This window comes from Pseudoalteromonas sp. OOF1S-7 (genome assembly GCF_022347765.1).
GTDB lineage: Bacteria > Pseudomonadota > Gammaproteobacteria > Enterobacterales > Alteromonadaceae > Pseudoalteromonas.
The window spans coordinates 22478-42309 of sequence record NZ_JAKRFZ010000024.1 but is presented as its reverse complement, the minus strand read 5'-3'; the positions used below and the strand labels follow the sequence as shown (position 1 = coordinate 42309).

The following is a 19832-nucleotide window of genomic DNA, read 5'->3' as shown; positions in this document are numbered from 1 at the left end:
CCTTGAGTAATGAATTAATTTTTGGTTTCCATTCTGTTGAGGCCATTTTAGCCACGACCCCTGAACGTTTTTTAGAGATCTATGCGCTTAAAGGACGAGACGACAAACGCCTTAATGCGGTCGTCAATGAAGCACGTAAGTTTGGTATCTCTGTGCAGTTTATGCAGCGTAAGGCGCTGGACAATAAAGCCAATGGTGAGCAGCACCAGGGGATCATTGCCAATGTAAAAGCGGCCAGAGTACTCAATGAACGCGATCTGGATGAGATCTTAGCCCGAGAATCTACGCCATTCTTTTTGGTCCTGGATGGGGTGACGGATCCGCACAATCTCGGTGCCTGCTTACGCAGTGCGGATGCCGCTGGTGCACACGCTTTGATAGTGCCCAAAGACAAATCTGCCAAGCTCAACGGCACGGCCCGAAAAGTTGCGTGCGGGGCTGCGGAAACCGTCCCGCTTATTCAGGTAACGAACCTGGCGCGTACGCTCAGGGACATCAAAGAAGCGGGTGTCTGGGTTGTCGGCACCGCAGGTGAAACCGACACGGAGCTGTTTGATGCCAGTCTGACCGGCCCAATTGCTATCGTGATGGGTGCTGAGGGCGACGGCATGCGTCGTCTGACACGCGAACATTGCGATGTGCTGGTGAAAATCCCGATGGTGGGCACGGTATCCAGCCTAAATGTATCGGTGGCCACCGGAGTTTGCTTGTTTGAAGTATTACGCCAGCGTAACAATCAATAACCCGAAGTCGCTATCAGTGACATGAAAAAGGCAAGCTTAGCTTGCCTTTTGTGTGTCTGGGTTCATAAGCAGGGCCTGGAGCTGCGCGAGGTTGTCGACCGTGTAGGTCGGGTTGATTTCAGGCGGGCACTCGGCACCCGGGTGGCGTAACCAGCAGCTGTCGATACCAAAGCGATTGGCACCCAGTACATCACTGGCGGGTGTATCACCAACCATCAGTACCCGAGACTTATCAGGATTGTCCAGCAGTGACAGCGCGTGCTTAAAGACGCGGGGATCGGGTTTAGCCACACCCACTTGCTCAGAAATCACAATACTGTGAAAATAATCTTTGAATCCGGTGTGTGCCAGGCGTTTCTCCTGCAAGGCGGTAAAACCATTGGTGATGATTGCCAGGGTGGCTTTGCCTTGTAAAACATGTAATAACTCAGCTGCACCAGGCAGTGGGTTACAGAGCTCGGCCATGGCATCCAGAAACCCCAGGTTGAGGGTTTCAGCAGGCACGTTGAGGCGCTCAGACCAAAATGCAAAGCGTGTGATCTGGAGGGTTTTTGCATCAATTTCGCCGTTCTGATACTGCACCCACAAAGGTTTGTTGATGCGCTGATATTCGGCGTTATCGGCTTCGCTAAATTCCACATTATAACGGGCAAACAGGGCCTTTAGGCCTAAAAAAGCGTTGAAACTGAACAGGGTTTCATCGGCATCAAAGAGAATATGGGTATATTTCATACGTATAGCTCTGGATGGTTAAAAGGGGCCATAGCCAGCAACAGGGCCTGCGTATAGGCGCTTTCCCGGGTTGCCAGGTGGTTAGTCAGCAAACCTATCGCGCCCCCTTTTTGTTTAATATTGTCGGTATTGAACAGGCGATCCATCACGTGACCCAGCTCTTCTCCTGCGATCAGCGCATCATAAATCCGTTGCGGTAGTGGCAGGTTGGCACTGCGGCCAACACTCTCATGCTGACCATTGGATATGACAACAAAAGCAAAGGTGGCGGGGCCATAAGCAAACTGATGGGCACCGCCTTCCATTGCACAGTAGTAGTCGGCTGTGTGGTGGTCAGCCAGGTATTGCACGCGGTTTTGTGCGCCCAGTAGTGTGTCAGCTTCGCCCAGAGGCTGGTCCGCTACCCCACTAGGGGCATGCAGCCCGTCGCATAGGATTTCACTGTTCGGAAAATACTGTGTGAATATCTGCCTTGCGGCATTAACTTTGACCGGGTTTTTTGACCCGACGAGTACCTTAATAACTGCCATGCGCGATGCCCTGAAAAAGCGCTAGTGTAACGGCTTCGCCTGACAGGTCGCAAGCGATGAAGTGTAACCGGGCGTTAAACCGGCAAATCCAGCGGTACAATTTGTTCCAGTGCCCGCTTTTTGGTCAGCAAGTCTTTAATAAGTGGTGTTAACACCAACTCCATCGCCAGGCCCATTTTTCCACCAGGCACGACTAAGGTATTGACGCGTGACATAAAGCTGCCCTGGATCATCTGCAGATAGTAAGGGAAATCGACATCTTTGATATCGCGAAAGCGGATCACCACGAAGCTCTCATCCAGTGAGGGAATGTCTTTGGCACTGAACGGGTTGGAAGTATCGACTGTGGGGACACGTTGAAAGTTTATGTGAGTACGCGAGAACTGAGGGGTAATATGGTTTATGTAGTCATCCATACTACGCACGATCGAGCTCATTACGGCTTCACGTGAATGCCCGCGCTCGTGGGTGTCACGAATTAATTTCTGGATCCACTCCAGGTTGATGATAGGTACCATACCAATCAGAAGATCAACATGATGGGCGACATCATGCTCTTCGGTTACTATGCCACCGTGCAGGCCTTCATAAAACAGCATGTCGCTGTTGCTGTCCAGTTCCTGATATGGTGTGAAAGTGCCCGGTAGTTGATTATAAGGCACCGCATCATCAAAGGTATGCAGATAACGCCGAACCTGGCCGGTACCGCTCTGACCATAGGTTTCAAACAGGGTTTCGAGTGCGGCAAAATCATTGGCTTCCTGGCCAAAGTAGCTCAGGTGTTTCCCTTCTTGCAGGGCCTCCCGTTTGAGCTTGTCCATTTCCGGGCGGGTGTAACGGTGAAAGCTGTCGCCTTCCACGAATTCAGCTTTGGCGTCCAGGCTACGAAAAATGTGCTTAATCGCGGCTGTGGTGGTGGTGGTTCCGGCACCGGAACTCCCCGTGATCGCGATGATTGGATGCTTTGCAGACATTTTGTCCCCTTACCTGGCTCAGTCAGGCTGAGCGTAACTTCCGATTAACACCTTTCGATGTTACTCGATAAGGGAAAATTCGCAAGGCATTTCCGGTGACTGGGCGGGCAATGATTGAGTTCCTGCTGTTGCCCGGTATGATAGCGAAAAAAACAAGGGATACAACACAATGACACTGCTGAAAAAGATCATCACAATCGGGTTGCTATGGGGCGTAACGGGGGCGCTCAATGCGATGCCAGCCTCCCAGCTGTGGCTGGCAGAAGAGCACGCAGGTGCGCTGTCGGTCAAACCGATTAGCGCAGCGGATGGCTATCACAACCAGCCTTTGGTTGTCGACAATGGCGTCTATTTTACGCAGCAGGTTCAAAGTCCTGCAGGTGCGCAAACCGACCTGTTTTTTTATGATTTTACTACTCAAGAGGCTCGTAATCTCACCAATACCCCAGTGTCTGAATATTCACCCACTCTATACCCCTATGATGACGGGCTTTCTGCGGTGGTCGTTGAAGCCGATGGCTCGCAAAAACTGTGGTTTTATCCATTTTCAGAAGCACATTCACCGAGGCGACTGTTTGAGCATATTGCCCCTGTGGGTTACCACGCCTGGGGCGAAGACGAGCAACTGGTAATGTTTATTCTTGGCGCGCCACATACTTTGCAGTTCACGGACTTAAAAGGGCATTTACCTCAAGTAGTGGCCAGTGATATTGGCCGTACACTTGCCTACAACCCTTCGCGGGCGCTTTACAGTTTCAGCTATACCGCACTGGGTCAGCAATGGTTTGCGACTTTCAATGCACAAACACATATGGTGACACGGCACTTTGCACTACCAACCAGCGTCCATTATTACACCTGGTTTGATGATAATACCATTGCCTATGCCATTGGCGGTCGCATTTATACCCGCCAGCTGGATAACCCATATGATGTTCGGTTATGGCGAAACTTGTCGGCCTATTGCGCCGGAACAATTTCACGCCTGAGCAAGCAAGGGCAGCACCTGGTATTTGTGTGTGAGCAAGCCTAAGCGGCGACGGCCCTTATCTGTAAAACACTGACACATCGGACGTGATCGTTTACAATGAACGCAGTTATGTTTTTAGGAAAATTACTATGACCGTCTTAGTTACCGGTGGTGCCGGGTATATTGGTTCGCATACCGTGCTGGAGTTGTTGAGTGAAGGCAAGGATGTGGTTGTTGTCGATAACTTGAGTAACGCTTCACAGCAATCTTTGCAACGCGTAGAAGCGTTAACAGGTCGTGCCGCGACGTTTTATCAGGGTGATATCTGTGACAAAGCCTTTCTCGATCGCGTTTTAGCGCAACATCAGGTGGAACAGGTGATCCACTTTGCCGGGTTAAAGGCGGTTGGTGAGTCGGTGCAGAAGCCAGTTGAATATTATCAAAATAACGTTCAGGGAACGCTGACTTTACTGGATGCGATGCGAGATGCCGGCGTATTTCAGTTGGTGTTTAGCTCTTCTGCAACGGTTTATGGCGACCCTGCCAGTTTACCTATTCGCGAAGAGTTTCCGGTAGGTGGTACAACTAACCCGTACGGCACCTCTAAACTGATGGTCGAGATGATCCTGCAAGACCTGGCTAAATCAGATGCACGCTGGGCGTTCGCGATTTTGCGTTATTTTAACCCGGTCGGCGCACATGTCTCTGGTCAGATAGGCGAAGACCCGAATGGCATTCCGAACAATCTGCTGCCTTATATTGCACAGGTTGCGGTGGGTAAGCTAGATACGCTGGGCGTGTTTGGTAATGACTATGACACCCATGATGGGACAGGGGTGCGTGATTATATCCATGTTGTTGACCTGGCCATTGGCCACCTGAAGGCATTGAACAAGATTGCAGCACAACCTGGCGCGCATATCTATAATCTCGGCACAGGTAATGGTTACTCGGTAATGGACATGGTCAAAGCGTTTGAAAAAGCTGCAGGCAAGCCAATCAATTACGAAATAAAACCGCGTCGCGATGGTGATATTGCCGCCTGTTATGCCGCCCCCGAAAAAGCGCTGAATGAGCTGGGCTGGCAAGCAGAGCGTGGCATCGATGAAATGATGCAGGACACCTGGCGCTGGCAAAGCCAAAACCCGAACGGGTATGCAGGTTAACCTTCAATAGGCGGCCCATTTTGGCCGCCCACTCCACACCTATCAGCGCTGGGTGAAACTCATCATAACAGCGTGTATAATTCCACTCTTAGTTATTTTGATGGCCACTCGCGACCGGTTATTTGCGAAGGACGGGCCAGGATGTAGTTTGGTATTAGTCTTGTTGGCAGTTTCGAGCTGTTAATTTGAGCGTTCAGAGGTAGTATGACAAACACAGATAATTCAGGCGCAAGCCCGCTAGACACAAGCAATCCGGCGTTTCGTCGCTTTTCCGTTGCGCCCATGCTGGATTGGACTGATCGCCATTGCCGGACCTTTCACCGAAAGTTGACTAAACACGCAGTGCTCTATACTGAAATGATCACCACCGGTGCAATCATCTTTGGTAAAGGTGATTATCTGCACTTTGGCGAGCACGAAATGCCGGTGGCATTACAGCTGGGCGGATCAGATCCTAAAGCTCTGGCTGAGTGTGCCAAGCGCGCTGAGCAGTATGGCTACAACGAAGTGAACCTTAATGTGGGGTGTCCGTCGGATCGGGTGCAAAATGGCCGTTTTGGTGCGTGCTTGATGGCAGAACCAGAACTGGTGGCGGAATGCGTCGCGGCGATGAAAAGCGAAGTGTCTATTCCGGTGACGGTGAAAACCCGGATCGGCATTGATGAGCAGGATTCGTATGAGTTTCTGACCCGCCTGATTGAAACATCAAAAGCTGTCGGCTGTGATGATTTTATTATTCATGCCCGCAAAGCCTGGTTGCAGGGTCTGAGCCCCAAGGAAAACCGCGAAATTCCTCCACTGGATTACCCACGAGTGTACAAACTCAAGCAGGACTATTCGGATCTGCATATCAGTATTAATGGTGGCGTGAAAACCATTGAAGAATGTCAGCATCATCTGGCCCATCTCGATGGTGTGATGATTGGGCGTGAAGCTTACAGCAACCCATTTATGCTGTCTGAAGTTGACAGCGCCCTGTATGGCGCCCCCGCATTTACTCAGACTCGCCATCAGGTCGTTCGCAGCATGTATGACTATATTGAAGCTGAGATGTCTAACGGCGCTAACTTTTGGCACATCGCCCGCCATATGCTGGGGATTTTTCAAAACCAGCCCGGCGCTCGTGGCTTCCGCCGTCACCTGTCGGAAAACGGCCATGGTAAAAGCGCCGATATCAGCGTGATGGAAAAAGCGCTGAGCTTTGTGCCAGAATTGTAGTTCTGATTTTGGTCAAAAAAGCTAACTATGTGCTTTTTTGACCACACCCCCTTTCATATTCTGCGTCTTAATAATCCACTTTATATTTTAACTATTTGATTTTTAAGAATAAGTGTGTTTTGGCACAAACCTTGGAATAAGTTAATCAACATTAGCTTATTCAAGGAGCCTGTCATGGCCTTAATCGACCGAATCGAAGATTTAATCAAAGCCGAGTTTAATGCGTTGCTCGACAAAGCGGATGATCCGAAAAAGAACCAACGTCAGATCTTGACTCAGCTTGAGGAAGCGCTCAGTGAATGTCGCAGTACTGTGGTACAGGTGATCTGTGAGCAAAAAGCGCTGGCTCGTCGCAACCAGACGTTGGCAAAAAAAGCCGAGCAATGGCAGCAGCAGGCTGAGTACGCGCTGCAAAAGGATCGTGAAGATCTGGCCCGCGCCGCGTTGCTGGAAAAGCAAAAATGTCAGCAAGCCCAGCAGCACATTGCAGATGAGGCGGCGCAGTTACAGCAGGCTTACGACAAGCTGGAACAGGATGCACAAACATTGACTGAAAAGCTCAATCAGCTGCGCGATAAAGAAGCGCAGCTGACTCGCCGTGAACACACAGCCATCAGCCAGCTGAAAGCGCGTAGTGTGGTGAGTCAGCAGTCGATAGAAGAGGCGTTAACCCGCTTTGAACACCTTGAGCGTAAGGTTGAGCGAGTCGAGGCCGAGGTGGACAGCTACGAGCTGATCAGCAAAGAGCAAGCGCAATGGCAGGCACTGGAAACACTGGCGCGCGAAGAGCAAGTGGATAAGGCATTGGCCGAATTGAAACAAAATACACAGCCCGCTTAGGTGCTGGCAATGTCGGTGCCCAGGGGCCTTGGAAGGTAGTCAAAGTGAGGAGAGATCTGATGACAGAACATGATACTTATTACAGTACGACACGCCCGCAGCAACCCCGCAAAAAAGTGGCTGGGGTGTGTGTTAATGTGGCAAACAGACTGGATATGCCAACCTGGCTGGTCCGTGTGATCACCGTCTTACTGGCACTCAAAGCACCAGTATTGGTATTGATGGCGTACTTTATCGCCTGGATTGTGCTCTCGGAGCGCACCTAGGGAGGCAATATGAAAGCGGCATTTATCTTACTGATGGGCTTAGTGGTACTATCAGCGTTATCCTGGGTATCATCGCCACTGGCCTGGTTCAGTGTCCCTGAGGTTGTCCTGGATGTAAGCTGGGTTGGGATCGAAATGCTGAGTCTGTTTGTGGCTATGATAGCCGTTTTTGCCTTACTTGCATTGCTGAGCATAGGGTTGCTTGGCGTGATATTAGTTGTGCTCATTGGGCTAGTGTTAGCATTGCTATTTAACTCGGTATTGATTGCCATTCCGTTATTGTTCCTGGTTGCAATCGGGTGGTTGGTAAGCGATAAGCAGGCGGTATGTTAATGCGCCTGGCGGGTGTCACTGTATTGATTGAAGCGCTTTTACGTGCTTTGGATGGCTGTAAAGAAATGGTGATGAAAGCGCGTTAAACTAGGGGCAATGTGGTATAGTAAAAAGACTATACCTAACAAGGAAAGCGCTTATGATCAAAAATTTAGCCTTCTTTATGCTGTGTTCATTGCCTTGGATGTCACAGGCACATCCGGGCCACTCGGATGGAGAATCTCATCACCACACTCACGTCGAACAGAACGCACTGCAACTGACGCGTGCCACGCTGCGTGACTTTTTGCCTGCGGCCAGTTCAACTGCCGGATACTTTACATTGGCCAATACCAGCCAACAGGCAGTGACGTTGCTCAAAGCTGAGATAGAAGGGCTTGGGCGAGTTGAAGTTCACGAACACACACATGTTGACGGCATGATGCGCATGCAAAAGATAGATAAGCTTGAAATTGCACCGCACAGTCAGGTTGAGTTTAAACCGGGTGGCTATCATCTGATGGCCTTTGAGCCGACAAAGCCATTAAAAGTAGGCGAAAATCGTAAACTTACACTATATTTTGCTGATGGCAATCGCATCTATGGTTTGATTGAAGTGGTGTCACTTAAAGCGCAGATGCATAACGCGAAAAATGGACATCAGCATCACTAGGAGTATTGATGGATCACAACACACACAATCACATGGGTAAGCTCTGGGCAGGGCTGGTCGTGGCATTGCTCTTGGGGTATGGCCTGGCAATTTACTGGAGCGCAGAGCCCGAACAATTCGATGTAGTCGGCAGCGCGAAGAGCCACGCCGAGCAGTCGAAAACTGAGCTAGTGACAGGATATGTCACGACTCATGCCCTGATCCGGGTATCACAAACTTTACTCGATAAGCCGGGCGGCTATTTGTCTAATGACGTATTGCCCCCTAGTGTGATGATGGACAATATGCCTGCCTGGGAATATGGCGCGCTGGAAATGGTGCGTGATATGGCCTTGTCTATGCGTAAAGATTTTAGTCGCTCTCAATCGCAATCTACGGAGCACCCCAGCCTGAAAAAAGCCCAGCCACAATTTAATATCAGCTCTACGGCTTGGTTATGGCCCAGTGCCGAAGGGGAGTACCGCACCGGTATTGCCCACCTAAACGATTATCTGCAGCAAATATCTAACCCTGCCGATCAGGGCAGTCAGTTTTATGCGCGTGCAGATAACTTGAGGGGCTGGCTAAAAGAGGCGGAAAAGCGCCTGGGCAGTTTAAGTCAACGACTGAGTGCCAGTGTAGGTCAGGACAGACTGAATACGGATCTGGCGGGCGACAGTGCGGCGAATCAGGCAACCTATGCAGCGAATCATCATGAAGTGAAAACGTCATGGTGGAAGATAGATGATGTATTTTATGAATCTCGTGGTGCCACCTGGGCCCTGCTACACTTTTTAAGGGCAGTAGAATACGATTTTGCGGATGTGCTCGAAAAGAAAAACGCAAAAGTGAGCCTGCAACAAATCATCCGTGAGCTTGAAGCCACACAAGAAACGGTGTGGAGCCCGATGATTTTAAATGGTAGTGGTTTTGGATTGGTAGCCAATCACTCACTGGTGATGGCGAACTATATTTCCCGGGCCAATGCGGCTCTTATTGAACTCAGTGAACTTTTAGCGCAAGGATAAATAAATGAAAAAGTACTGTTTAGCGGCAGCGTTATCTCTGGCCTGCCTCGCACCTGCAGCACAAGCAGACACCCTGTTAGGTTTGTATCTGGGTGGTGAGGCATGGGGTGCAGAGCCAGAAGGTAGCTTTGCCAACAAGGGTAATCAGCAAGACTTTGACTTCGCTGATAAAAATTTCTCGAGTTTCTATGCAGCGCTCGAACACCCGGTACCTTTAGTGCCTAATGTGAAGCTTAGATATACCGAATTAAAACTGGAAGGTTCAGCGGTGTTGAATGAAACCTTCGACTTCGGTGACAAAAGCTTCACCGTGGGTGGTACTGTTAATACGGTAGGCGATCTGAATCACGTGGATTACATCCTGTATTATGAGCTGTTCGACAACGACTTAGTCTCGTTTGACTTCGGTCTGAATGCGAAACACTTTGATGGCGATATCAGCGTGACCGGTTTTGCCAATGGTGAAACAACCACTGAGACCGTCGATTTCTCAGGCTTTATTCCGCTGGGTTACCTCAGAGGGGAAGTGGGTTTACCACTGACGGGTCTGAGTGTGTTTGCTGAAGGCAGCTTGCTGGCCATTGATGATAGTAAAATCCAGGACTTCCAGATTGGGGTTGCCTGGGAGTTTATCGATAACATGGCAGTGGATGTGGCTGTGCGTGCGGGTTATCGTTCTATGGTGGTTGAGCTGGATGATGTCGATGATATCACCACAGACTTAGATGCATCGGGTCCATTTGCCGGCGTACAGGTTCATTTCTAATCACGCCGTATAGCAGGAATGCAACACAGCTTGGTGCTTTGCTGCATTCCTTGCCTTAAGATTCCCAGGCCAGGGTAAATTCTTCTTCGAGCGCTTTTCCTAATAATTGTCTGTAGGTCTTATTCACAGGCGTATTAATCAGTTTTTTCAGCTCATCGCCGGTTTGTGTCAGCTTGTAATAGCTCAGTACCAGATCGTTGCTGTTGGCTTCGATTGACAGATGTTTGCCCTGATAGGCCAATGTTAGTGACTGACCTTTCTGCAGGTTGGCAGATTCAATCTCCTGGCGATAGATTAGATTAATATCCATCAGCGTTAGAATATGTGGAAAGCTGAGCCCGGCCTGAGCCAGGTTCAGTGATTCCTTAGCCCCTTTCCTGAGCAAATCGAACAGCGATGGCTTTTTATAAAATCCCAGCAAAATGAGATAGCTGTCCTCTTTTTCCAGGTAGCCACATAATGAGGCGCAGCGCTGCAGCGCATCAGCTTCTTTTTGTGTCATTTGTTTCAGGGTTTGCAGGCTTTTGATTGAGAAGGTGCCTGGCGCTATCGACTCGCCAACCAGAATTTTGGCCCAGAGTTTCTGCATGGCACTGTTCGCGATGTCTTCGGCCAGGGCAATAAAGTGCTCCAGCCAATCAGGATCCGGCCGTCCCCGACTGGTGACATCGGGGCATAAAGTCAGTGACATCCCCATAATAGATTCGATATTGCGCTGCTGGGCAATACGTTGTAACTGGCTGCGTTTTAGCGCTCTTTTCAATACCCCATGTTCGCTGCGTACAATGAATTGATTCTGGCTGGGGTGAGGTGTTTGCGCAAAACGCCGATCTTCAGACTGAATGGCGGCCTTGGGTTGTTTGATCATCGCATAGCCCAGTTTCTCTTCGATAAGAAGTGCTAAGCTGGAGCGTGCCTGAGCATTTTTTATTGTCATACCTGTCCTTGTGTGTGTAATTTTAACTGGCTGATCAGCTGGTTCATCATCATTTTTAGTTGCTGTTCGATATAGTAGGCCGCAAAGCGGGCATACAGTCCGCCTACAAAAGGGGTGTGGTTCTCACCTCTGGCGCTAAGCTGAATCATTAATGCATCCGCCTGGGGTTGCAGCAGTAGCTCGATATGTGCGATATGCTCGGTATTGAACCTTAATTGTATTGTCACGCGCTGTTGCTCAAGGTTCAGTACTGTCACCTCAGCCAATCCCCAGGGGTGAACCAATTCGCCATAACCACCCACTTGTTGTGCCTGAGTCAGAAAAGAGAGCTGCAGATCCGGATGTGGCGTCAACAACGCTTGCCAATGTTCGGCGTTTAAATACTTTTGTACACGCTGCAGGTCCTGTTTGGCTACTCGCTGTGCAGTTTGAGCCTGATAGCCGGAAGGAAGCAGTGCGGTAACCACAATCAGGCCTAATATCAAAATAATGCTGAACGTAAAAGCCCGAAAAATTGATGCTGTCATAACCTGCTTAGAGCCGCTATATTATTTAGTTAACGAGCACAAGTTGTTGAACATCGACTATAATATTACTTGAGTGTTAACGGGTATGGATCTTGATAGTAAAAACCTATCATAATTTATAAGATACCACATAGGCAAATATGCCGTGTGCGCAGAAACTAAGTAGTTGAACATAAGGTTGATGATGGCGTCAGAACAAGAAGAGTTTTTGTTTGCGGATCAAGACTCAACGCATGACTCACAAGATACGGTCAGCGCGTATTGGGATGTACTGGTTGTGGACGACGATCCTGAGATCCATTCGGTCACGAAACTTGCCCTATCCGGGGTTGAGTTTTGGGGACGTGCGCTCAAATTTCATCATGCTTATTCAGGCAAAGAAGCGCTAGAAGTTTTGTCACAACATCCCGAAATTTGCATTTTATTGCTCGATGTTGTGATGGAAAGTGACGACGCGGGCCTGTCTGTTGTTAAGAAAGTGCGAGATGAATTTGGTAATTACGCCGTGCGGATTATTTTGCGCACCGGGCAACCAGGTTATGCGCCGGAAGAAAAGGTCATTCGTGAATACGACATCAATGACTACAAAATGAAAACCGAGTTGACTCGCGGTAAGCTGGTGACCTCTTTACTGACCGCCATTCGCTCTTATCAGCAGATCTGCGAGCTCGAACAACAAAGTCTGGCACTCACCAATATTCTGGAAGCGTCCCATGCCATTTTAGGTCATACAGATATGCCGTCTTTCGGTTTATCTGTGGTCAATCAGCTGGCCAAGATCTTAGGGTCTGAGCCACATGGCCTGGTTGCGGGAGCGATTGAAAAAGATGCAAAGGTGTTGGTTTTTGGTGGTACACAGCCCTATTTAACACACATTGGCCAGGGGTTGGAGCAGATCGACAATGGCCGGGTGATCATGCAAGTGCAGAATTGCTTCGACATGGATGCACATCAGCAAACCGATCACGATGTGACCTTTTTGTTGCAGGGTAAAAATCGCCGTGCAGCCATTTATCTTGAAGTGGCAGAGCCACCCAATGCCGCACAGATGCAATTTGCCGAGATCTTTCTGACCAATGTTAGTGTCGGCCTCGATAACATTAAGTTGATCAATGAATTGCGCGACGTCGCTTATAAAGATGCACTCACCCGGTTGCCAAACCGGGCTAATTTTGTCGATCAGATAGCTCAATATTGTCAGCCAGAGCAAGATCGGCTGGTGTTTGTCCTGATTGATATTGCGCAGTTTTCAGATATTAATAATGGTTTAGGCCAGGAAGTGGGTAATTTGCTGCTGCTGGCTGTCAAAGAGCGCTTGCAGCAGGAATGCCCGCAGGGCGAGTTACTCTCGCGGATCGGAGCGGATGTATTCGGTGTGTTGCTGCCAAAGCAAAGTTTTGATGAAACGCTGTTTTTAGATGCGCTGACTGTGCCCTATCAGGTCGGAGAGCATGTGCTGACCATGCATTTTCATATTGGCGTGTGTTGTCAAAGTGACTTTTCACAACAAGGGCTGGAAACTCTTAAATTGGCCTACATTGCTCTGAACCAGGCAAAACAAGCACGGCAGACGCTCAACTGGTATAGCTCTGATCTGGAAGAGAAAATGGCATGGCGACTGGGATTGATCCGCCAGCTCAGGCAAGATTTTGAACAAAGGAAACTGGAAGTCTGGTATCAACCGCAGCTGTGTTTACAGTCTGAGGCCGTAATTGGGTGTGAGGCTCTGCTAAGGTGGCCAACCGGAAAAGGCGATTACATTTCGCCGGCGGTATTTGTGCCGCTGGCAGAAGATGCCGGTCTGATTGTGGAAATCGGTCAGTGGGTACTCGAGCAGGCGTGTGTGATGCAAAAGCAACTAAGCTCGCTGGGTCATGACATCAGCGTGGCAGTTAACGTGTCTGTGCCGCAGTTTAAGGTGTCTAATTACGCCCAGCAGGTCAAGCAAACCATCCTGGACCACGATGTTGAGCCACAAAAAATTGAACTGGAAGTCACAGAAAGCGTGGTGATGGATGAGATTAATACAGTGGTGCACACTCTCAGTGAGCTCAAATCTTTTGGTGTTGAAGTGGCTATCGACGATTTTGGTACTGGCTTCTCTTCTTTGAGTTATTTACAAAAGCTGCCGCTGGCAAGGCTTAAAATTGATCGGGCCTTTGTGAAAGGGATCCCCCACGAAGACTCTGGTGCCATTGCTGAGCTGGTGACTTCGCTAGGTCGTCACCTTGGACTTAAAACTATTGCTGAGGGCGTCGAGACTCAGGAGCAAGTCGATATTTTGCGAGCTCTGGGATGTGATGAAGTGCAAGGGTTTTTCTTTGCCAAACCCATGGCTGAGGCCGATTTACTGGCGTATTTGAAGAGCTAGTACTGGGAAGCCATGGTGCTTTTTAGTATAATCCGCTTCTTTTTTCAGCATTGAGCCGTCATCATGAATGCGTTACAGGCCGAGCGCCCGCTTTTTTCTTATCCCAAGTATTGGGCCGAATGTTATGGTCCTGCGCCATTTCTACCTACTAGCCGCGCCGAGATGGATGCGCTGGGCTGGGATAGCTGCGACATTATCATAGTCACGGGGGATGCCTATGTGGATCACCCGAGCTTTGGTATGGCTGTCATAGGCCGGGTGCTGGAAGCACAAGGGTTTCGTGTCGGGATCATCGCACAGCCTGACTGGTCGAGCAAAGACGCCTTTATGAGTCTGGGTAAGCCGAACCTGTTTTTCGGCGTGACGGCCGGCAATATGGATTCCATGATCAACCGCTATACCGCGGAAAAGCGCATTCGTCACGATGATGCCTATACGCCGGGCAATGTGGGTGGTAAGCGTCCGGATCGCGCTGTGGTGGTGTACAGCCAGCGCTGCCGTGAGGCCTATAAAGAAGTGCCACTGGTGATCGGTGGTATTGAAGCCAGCTTACGTCGTATTGCACATTATGACTACTGGCAGGAAAAGGTACGTCGCAGCATTATTTTCGATGCCAAAGCGGATCTACTGATTTACGGTAATGCCGAACGCCCGTTGGTTGAGGTAGCACACCGTATCGCCAATGGTGAGTCAATAGATACCATCCAGGATGTGCGCGGCACCGCGGTGATCCGTAAGGAGCCGTTACCACAATGGCGTGGTAGCGATTCAACCGCCATCGATAAAATTGGCAAAATTGATCCTATTCCTAATCCTTACGGAGCCGACGATGTTGGCTGTAGTAAGTCAGAGTTTGTACAGGCTGAACAAGCACAGGATGCAACCCAGGCCCAGCCCATTGTTGTACAACCGCCAAAACTGAAACCCTGGGAAAAGGTCTATGTGAAGCTGCCGGCTTACGAGCAGGTGAGTGTAAACAAACCTTTGTATGCCCATGCGTCACGGATTTTGCATCAGGAAACCAACCCGGGCTGTGCGCGAGCGCTGTTTCAGCGTCATGGCGATCGTAGCGTATGGGTCAATCCTCCCGCCTTTCCGCTGGAAACCGATGAAATGGACGAAGTTTTTGGCTTGCCGTATCAGCGAGTGCCGCATCCCAGCTATGGCGATGAAAAAATTCCGGCCTATGATATGATCAAAACATCCGTGAACATCATGCGGGGCTGTTTTGGTGGGTGCAGCTTCTGCTCAATCACAGAGCACGAAGGGCGTATTATTCAGAGCCGCTCTGAACAGTCGATCATCGATGAGATTGAACAGATCCGCGATAAAGTGCCCGGATTTACCGGCGTGATTTCAGACCTGGGTGGTCCGACGGCCAACATGTATAAACTGCGCTGTAAGAGTAAAAAAGCAGAGAGTACCTGCCGTCGTCTGTCGTGTGTGTATCCGGATATCTGTAAGCATATGGACACAGATCATACGCCAACTATAGAGCTATATCGCAAGGCGCGCGATGTTGAAGGTGTGAAAAAAATCCTCATTGCGTCTGGTGTGCGCTACGATCTGGCCATTGAAGATCCGCGCTATGTCAAAGAGCTGGTCACTCATCATGTTGGCGGTTATCTAAAGATTGCGCCCGAGCACACTGAGCAGGGGCCATTGTCTAAGATGATGAAGCCGGGCATGGGTACCTACGACAAATTCAAAGAGTTATTTGATAAGTACTCCAAAGAAGCGGGTAAAAAGCAGTATCTGATCCCTTATTTCATCTCTGCGCATCCGGGCACCACGGATGAGGACATGGTCAATATGGCGCTGTGGCTTAAAGCCCATGACTTTAAGCTGGATCAGGTGCAGAACTTCTATCCGTCACCGATGGCCAACGCAACCACCATTTATCATACCGAGATGAATTCGCTGCGTAACATCAAAAATAACAAAGAAGTGGTTGCGGTCCCTAAGGGGGCCAAACAACGCCGTCTGCATAAAGCCATTTTGCGTTATCACGATCCGGCTGGCTGGCCAATGATCCGTGAGGCGCTGAAAAAAATGGGTAAAGCGAACCTGATTGGTCGGGGACCGCATTGTCTGGTGCCTGAAGCGGGGCGCAATGAAGGTAAGAGTACGACCCGACGCAAGCCGGGCAGCAAAGCGCTGACGCGCCACAGTGGCTTTGGTCAGTTTAATCAGGCCAATACCAAGCCCAGGGTGGGGAAGAATAAACCCGCTGGGCGCGCGGCTAAACGCTAGCGCGGAGCAAAGAAAAAGCCGCTGTATAGCGGCTTTTTTTGGCTTAGTTTTCGGGCTCTTTACGATAAGGGATCCCCGACTTGATCCAGTTCGCTGCGGGCTTACCCATCAGGTAGTGATCAAAGTAGTCCTTCATGCGAACAGAGTAGTCCACCTGATTCGGGAACTGTTTCAGGTGATGCGGTTCGCCCTCGTACTGTAAGAAGATGGCATCTTTGTTGTGACGGCGCAGTGCAAGATAGTACTGGATCCCTTCTTGCCACGGTACTGCGCCATCTTTATCACCAAACATCAACAGAATAGGTGTATTGACCTTGTCGGCATAGAATACCGGTGAGTTTTCAATATACAGCTCAGGCGCTTCGGTGAGTGTTTTACCAATCCGACTTTGTCCTGTCTCATACTGGAACTGACGCGCCAGACCCGACTTCAGGCGAATACCACTATAGGCCGAGGTCATGTTAGAGACCGGCGCACCGGATACCACCGCTTTAAACATATCGGTTTGGGTGACAGCAAAAGCACTTTGGTAGCCTGCCCAGGAGTGCCCCTGAAGACCTATCTTATCTGGATCGGCAACGCCCAGGTCAATCAGCTTTTGTGCGGCATTAATCAGGGTTTGCGTTGATGAGCGCCCCGGGTAACCAATTTCAAACCGAATGTCGGGCAGGAAAATGGCATAACCGTTAGAGGTAAACATCGGCAAATTCGGTCTGTGGTTCAGCACCATGTGCGGGAAATCATACATGCGCTGGCTCATGTAGCGATAGAAATAGAAGATCACCGGTACTTTTTTACCTGGCTTATAGTTAGCTGGTTTGATCAGCACGCCCTGCAACGACTCGCCATTGTACCCCTGATATTGCACCAGCTCGGGCTTCTGTCCCCAGGCAAAGGTGCTGAGCTGAGGGTTCAGGTTGGTTATCCGGCTATGCTGGCTAAAGGTGCTGTCGGTTTGCCACAGATCCCCAAACTCATGGTAGCTCTGCCTGGTAAACAGCAGGGTATTCGCCTGTTTGGCTTTTTCCAGCAAGCTGTATTTTGCTTCACCTGAGGTCAGGGTAGTGAGCTTGCCCGTGGCCAGGTTGAGCCTGGCTATGTGTGTTTGCTTGTTTGCCAGATTGTGTGCCGACAGGTACACCTGATCCTCTGCGCTAAAACCAACAAAGTCTTTATCCAGTTTGATCACCCGGTACTGTGTCTGGGTTTCTTTACCTTGTGTCAGGCGTTTGGCCTGGGCGGTTTGGCTATCAAAGGCCCAGATATCAAATTTACTGTAGGCATACAGCGTGCTGCCATCGCGTTGCCAGCCGGCAAATCCGTATCCCGGATTCGGCTCTGGGTAATCGTGACGGTCATCAGCAAACAGTGCATCGCGAACGGCCTGACTCACAGCCGTTTCTTTTTGTGCATGTAAGTCTTTAAGCCACAGCTGATCGTTCAGGAAGTAAGCGGCATGCTGACCCGTTGGCGACAGTGTGGGGCGATTCGGTGCTTCTTTAACGATAAAGCTGCGGGCACCCGTTGCAACCTGCACGGCGTAGTAGTCGGCGTAGAAGCCTTTATACATGATCTGGTGCAGATAAGGTTGATCATTGCTGGCCAGCAGGAAGCGGGCTTCACGATTGAGGGTCAGATCCCGTGCCGTTTCGTCACTCAGCTGAGCCACACGTTCACCGCCTAAATGATAGACTGCCTGATAGTCACGATCCCGGTTGGTTTTTTCCCAGGTATTGATCTCTCGTGGTTTGATCTGCTCATCGCTGTTATGCCAAACCTTCAGACCTGATTGGGCCATAATGGTATCAAGATCGGTCAGCGATGTCTGATCCTGGTATTTCTTCTCGGCGGGTTTAGGCGCAAGAAGCGGACGGTTCTCAAAGTACAGTCGCTCACCTTGCTCAGACCAGCTCAGTGCTGCAGACTTGGCGCTATACCAGCCTTGTGGTTGTGTCACTTCAGTGAAACGGTCTACTTTGGCATCCCATAAACGGACTTGATAGGCACGGCGGCGTGCATCGTTATTGACATAATTGCCCTGAGTAAAGGCCACCAGAGATGAGTAGGGGTGCCAGGCGATCGTGGACAGGGTCACACCAGGTTCTTCTATTAATACACTGAGCTGTGCCCGGCTCAAATCAAAATACTGAATTAGGTTGCCTGCGCCATCTTCGCTCTGCGTGCTCATCAGTACGCCATATTCTGCAGGGCTCAAAGCGTAGCGGCCAACCTGATCAAATGTGTGCTGTTGATCTGAGGTCAGGTCCACAATCACCAGTGGATATGCTTTGTCCTTCTTATCGGCTGGAATGGCGCTGTCTGCCTGGTTCTCGCCTTTATCTGATTGACTGGCTTCCACATCCTGGCGATAGGCCAGCCAGCGGCCATCGTCGCTAAGCTGATAATCTTTAACGGCGTCAAAAGTGCGCTGTTCACCCGTTTGTGTATTCACCAAAACCAGCGCGCGTTTGAGTTTTTTACGGGCTTTTTTGTCTGTGGTTTCGGATGTCAGCAGGCTGGGCACCTGAGTGAAGGCGGCCCAGTTGGCAGCCCGGTTGAGCTGGGCTTTGGTGCCGCGCTCCACACTGGCTAGCAATTTTTGGGTGCTGAGGTCATACAGCTGGCCTGTGCTGTCTCCCCGATAGGGCTGGGCACTCAGGGCAACAAAGCGCCCGTCTTCGGACAGGACCCGGCCCTGGGCGTACTTAAAGTCAAATACATCGCTAAATTCCAGACTGGGTTTTGCGGCCAGGGCAGAGGCAGAAAACACGGTGGCCGTGAGTATAGATTTGGCAAACGTCATAATATGTTTCTTGTTTGATAGGAGTTGTAACTTTGTAACACTTTTATCTGAGAGACTAAACTGTGCTGCGTTGGGTGTGAGGAAAAACTGGATAAAGTCAGGCGGACCAGGCCCGCCTGCTCGCAATAGCGGCGAGCCGGGCTAGGCCAGCCAGATACGCTGTAACTCTTGCCAGTGGCTGGCAAAATTGGCCGCCGGTTTGGCTTTAAAGTCGCTGCGTACAAACTGGTTCATTTTACCTTCAACATACGCGAGGAAAAAGTTTGCTAAAGCGGCTTCATCGCTGGCAAAGGTCTTACCCTCGCGCAGTTTGCGCTCTCGCAGCACTTGTTTAAACTGGGTTTCGAGTTTTTCAAACAAACCTTGTACGCGCTCGCGCAGTCGTTCCTGCTCTCCCTGTAGCGCATCACCGGTCAGGATACGGGTGATCCCCGGGTTCTTTTCTGAGAAGGTCAGCAATAGCATCAGAATATTGTAGATACGGCTCTGGGTCTCTTTTTCATTTTCCAGGATCAGATTGATGCGCGACAGCAAAGTATCTTCTATAAACTCAATCAGTCCCTCAAACATCCGCGCTTTGCTGGGAAAGTGGCGATACAGCGCGGCTTCAGAGACGCCTACTTCATTCGCCAGCTTGGCGGTGGTAATACGCTGCCCTGGACTGGTTTCAAGCATCTGCGCAAGGGATTGAAGTATTTGCTCTTTGCGATTACTGCGTTTAGTCGCTGGCATGAGGTTTCCTTT

The 19832-nt window shown here is 50.1% G+C and carries 19 protein-coding genes; 12 read left to right on the top strand and 7 right to left on the bottom strand.

What is annotated here, in order from left to right:
* Nucleotides 1-2 precede the first annotated feature (2 nt).
* Nucleotides 3-743: a 23S rRNA (guanosine(2251)-2'-O)-methyltransferase RlmB gene (gene rlmB / locus MHN33_RS22185; RefSeq protein ID WP_239401460.1), complete on the top strand. Its 741-nt coding sequence runs from the start codon at nucleotides 3-5 to the stop codon at nucleotides 741-743.
* 36 nt (nucleotides 744-779) lie between these two features.
* Here rlmB and yjjG read toward each other — a convergent pair whose 3' ends face one another.
* The 3 genes from yjjG to MHN33_RS22170 form a co-directional block, all read right to left on the bottom strand.
* Nucleotides 780-1475 carry a pyrimidine 5'-nucleotidase gene (gene yjjG, locus MHN33_RS22180; protein WP_239401458.1) on the bottom strand — a complete coding sequence of 232 codons (696 nt, stop codon included), beginning with the start codon at nucleotides 1473-1475 and terminating at the stop codon, nucleotides 780-782.
* A complete protein-coding gene (gene yjjX, locus MHN33_RS22175) occupies nucleotides 1472-2005 on the bottom strand; it encodes an inosine/xanthosine triphosphatase (RefSeq protein ID WP_239401456.1) in 534 nt (177 codons plus the stop codon). The genes yjjG and yjjX overlap by 4 nt, the downstream gene beginning before the upstream one ends.
* A gap of 74 nt (nucleotides 2006-2079) precedes the next feature.
* Nucleotides 2080-2979, bottom strand: a complete 900-nt coding sequence (locus tag MHN33_RS22170; protein WP_239401454.1) for a phosphoribulokinase — start codon at nucleotides 2977-2979, stop codon at nucleotides 2080-2082.
* A 169-nt stretch (nucleotides 2980-3148) separates the two neighbouring features.
* Here MHN33_RS22170 and MHN33_RS22165 point away from each other — a divergent pair, with 169 nt between their 5' ends.
* From MHN33_RS22165 to MHN33_RS22125, 9 genes are all read left to right on the top strand, one after another.
* Entirely contained in the window at nucleotides 3149-4012 is an 864-nt protein-coding gene (locus MHN33_RS22165) for a hypothetical protein (protein ID WP_239401452.1), read from the top strand.
* A gap of 86 nt (nucleotides 4013-4098) precedes the next feature.
* Nucleotides 4099-5115, top strand: coding sequence for a UDP-glucose 4-epimerase GalE (gene galE, locus MHN33_RS22160; protein WP_239401450.1), 1017 nt, complete (start codon nucleotides 4099-4101; stop codon nucleotides 5113-5115).
* Between the two features lie 204 nt (nucleotides 5116-5319).
* Entirely contained in the window at nucleotides 5320-6333 is a 1014-nt protein-coding gene (gene dusA / locus MHN33_RS22155; protein ID WP_239401448.1) for a tRNA dihydrouridine(20/20a) synthase DusA, read from the top strand.
* A 174-nt stretch (nucleotides 6334-6507) separates the two neighbouring features.
* Nucleotides 6508-7173 carry a PspA/IM30 family protein gene (locus tag MHN33_RS22150; protein ID WP_239401446.1) on the top strand — a complete coding sequence of 222 codons (666 nt, stop codon included), beginning with the start codon at nucleotides 6508-6510 and terminating at the stop codon, nucleotides 7171-7173.
* Between the two features lie 59 nt (nucleotides 7174-7232).
* Nucleotides 7233-7439, top strand: coding sequence for a PspC domain-containing protein (locus MHN33_RS22145; RefSeq protein ID WP_125717008.1), 207 nt, complete (start codon nucleotides 7233-7235; stop codon nucleotides 7437-7439).
* 9 nt (nucleotides 7440-7448) lie between these two features.
* Entirely contained in the window at nucleotides 7449-7772 is a 324-nt protein-coding gene (locus MHN33_RS22140) for a hypothetical protein (protein ID WP_239401444.1), read from the top strand.
* A 139-nt stretch (nucleotides 7773-7911) separates the two neighbouring features.
* On the top strand, nucleotides 7912-8424 hold the full coding sequence (locus MHN33_RS22135) for a copper chaperone PCu(A)C (protein WP_239401442.1): 513 nt from the start codon (nucleotides 7912-7914) through the stop codon (nucleotides 8422-8424).
* An 8-nt stretch (nucleotides 8425-8432) separates the two neighbouring features.
* On the top strand, nucleotides 8433-9431 hold the full coding sequence (locus MHN33_RS22130; RefSeq protein ID WP_239401440.1) for a DUF2333 family protein: 999 nt from the start codon (nucleotides 8433-8435) through the stop codon (nucleotides 9429-9431).
* A gap of 4 nt (nucleotides 9432-9435) precedes the next feature.
* Nucleotides 9436-10197: a TIGR04219 family outer membrane beta-barrel protein gene (locus MHN33_RS22125; RefSeq protein ID WP_239401438.1), complete on the top strand. Its 762-nt coding sequence runs from the start codon at nucleotides 9436-9438 to the stop codon at nucleotides 10195-10197.
* Nucleotides 10198-10252: 55 nt separating this feature from the next.
* Here MHN33_RS22125 and MHN33_RS22120 read toward each other — a convergent pair whose 3' ends face one another.
* Both MHN33_RS22120 and MHN33_RS22115 read right to left on the bottom strand, forming a co-directional pair.
* The gene (locus MHN33_RS22120) at nucleotides 10253-11134 is read right to left on the bottom strand and encodes a TIGR03899 family protein (RefSeq protein WP_239401436.1); all 882 of its coding nucleotides are present in this window, start codon (nucleotides 11132-11134) and stop codon (nucleotides 10253-10255) included.
* A complete protein-coding gene (locus tag MHN33_RS22115) occupies nucleotides 11131-11661 on the bottom strand; it encodes a hypothetical protein (protein WP_239401433.1) in 531 nt (176 codons plus the stop codon). The genes MHN33_RS22120 and MHN33_RS22115 overlap by 4 nt, the downstream gene beginning before the upstream one ends.
* Before the next feature lie 184 nt (nucleotides 11662-11845).
* On the opposite strand from MHN33_RS22115, the gene MHN33_RS22110 reads away from it, so the two are divergent.
* Nucleotides 11846-14032 (top strand): EAL domain-containing protein, encoded by a 2187-nt coding sequence (locus MHN33_RS22110; RefSeq protein WP_239401431.1) that lies wholly within the window; start codon nucleotides 11846-11848, stop codon nucleotides 14030-14032.
* Nucleotides 14033-14095: 63 nt separating this feature from the next.
* Entirely contained in the window at nucleotides 14096-16285 is a 2190-nt protein-coding gene (locus MHN33_RS22105; RefSeq protein WP_239401429.1) for a YgiQ family radical SAM protein, read from the top strand.
* 43 nt (nucleotides 16286-16328) lie between these two features.
* Here MHN33_RS22105 and MHN33_RS22100 read toward each other — a convergent pair whose 3' ends face one another.
* Together MHN33_RS22100 and slmA are read right to left on the bottom strand one after the other, a co-directional pair.
* Nucleotides 16329-19088, bottom strand: a complete 2760-nt coding sequence (locus tag MHN33_RS22100; protein WP_239401427.1) for a prolyl oligopeptidase family serine peptidase — start codon at nucleotides 19086-19088, stop codon at nucleotides 16329-16331.
* A 141-nt stretch (nucleotides 19089-19229) separates the two neighbouring features.
* Nucleotides 19230-19820: a nucleoid occlusion factor SlmA gene (slmA, locus tag MHN33_RS22095; protein WP_239401425.1), complete on the bottom strand. Its 591-nt coding sequence runs from the start codon at nucleotides 19818-19820 to the stop codon at nucleotides 19230-19232.
* Nucleotides 19821-19832 lie beyond the last annotated feature (12 nt).

Excerpts from the sequence above, each read along its gene's own strand:
- MHN33_RS22170 (WP_239401454.1), bottom strand. The coding sequence starts at position 2,979 with ATGTCTGCAAAGCATCCAATCATCGCGATCACGGGGAGTTCCGGTGCC.
- MHN33_RS22115 (WP_239401433.1), bottom strand. The coding sequence starts at position 11,661 with ATGACAGCATCAATTTTTCGGGCTTTTACGTTCAGCATTATTTTGATA.
- MHN33_RS22100 (WP_239401427.1), bottom strand. The coding sequence starts at position 19,088 with ATGACGTTTGCCAAATCTATACTCACGGCCACCGTGTTTTCTGCCTCT.
- MHN33_RS22130 (WP_239401440.1), top strand. The coding sequence starts at position 8,433 with ATGGATCACAACACACACAATCACATGGGTAAGCTCTGGGCAGGGCTG.
- yjjX (WP_239401456.1), bottom strand. The coding sequence starts at position 2,005 with ATGGCAGTTATTAAGGTACTCGTCGGGTCAAAAAACCCGGTCAAAGTT.
- MHN33_RS22150 (WP_239401446.1), top strand. The coding sequence starts at position 6,508 with ATGGCCTTAATCGACCGAATCGAAGATTTAATCAAAGCCGAGTTTAAT.
- MHN33_RS22125 (WP_239401438.1), top strand. The coding sequence starts at position 9,436 with ATGAAAAAGTACTGTTTAGCGGCAGCGTTATCTCTGGCCTGCCTCGCA.
- dusA (WP_239401448.1), top strand. The coding sequence starts at position 5,320 with ATGACAAACACAGATAATTCAGGCGCAAGCCCGCTAGACACAAGCAAT.
- MHN33_RS22140 (WP_239401444.1), top strand. The coding sequence starts at position 7,449 with ATGAAAGCGGCATTTATCTTACTGATGGGCTTAGTGGTACTATCAGCG.
- slmA (WP_239401425.1), bottom strand. The coding sequence starts at position 19,820 with ATGCCAGCGACTAAACGCAGTAATCGCAAAGAGCAAATACTTCAATCC.
- MHN33_RS22110 (WP_239401431.1), top strand. The coding sequence starts at position 11,846 with ATGGCGTCAGAACAAGAAGAGTTTTTGTTTGCGGATCAAGACTCAACG.
- MHN33_RS22120 (WP_239401436.1), bottom strand. The coding sequence starts at position 11,134 with ATGACAATAAAAAATGCTCAGGCACGCTCCAGCTTAGCACTTCTTATC.
- MHN33_RS22135 (WP_239401442.1), top strand. The coding sequence starts at position 7,912 with ATGATCAAAAATTTAGCCTTCTTTATGCTGTGTTCATTGCCTTGGATG.
- MHN33_RS22165 (WP_239401452.1), top strand. The coding sequence starts at position 3,149 with ATGACACTGCTGAAAAAGATCATCACAATCGGGTTGCTATGGGGCGTA.
- yjjG (WP_239401458.1), bottom strand. The coding sequence starts at position 1,475 with ATGAAATATACCCATATTCTCTTTGATGCCGATGAAACCCTGTTCAGT.
- MHN33_RS22105 (WP_239401429.1), top strand. The coding sequence starts at position 14,096 with ATGAATGCGTTACAGGCCGAGCGCCCGCTTTTTTCTTATCCCAAGTAT.
- MHN33_RS22145 (WP_125717008.1), top strand. The coding sequence starts at position 7,233 with ATGACAGAACATGATACTTATTACAGTACGACACGCCCGCAGCAACCC.
- galE (WP_239401450.1), top strand. The coding sequence starts at position 4,099 with ATGACCGTCTTAGTTACCGGTGGTGCCGGGTATATTGGTTCGCATACC.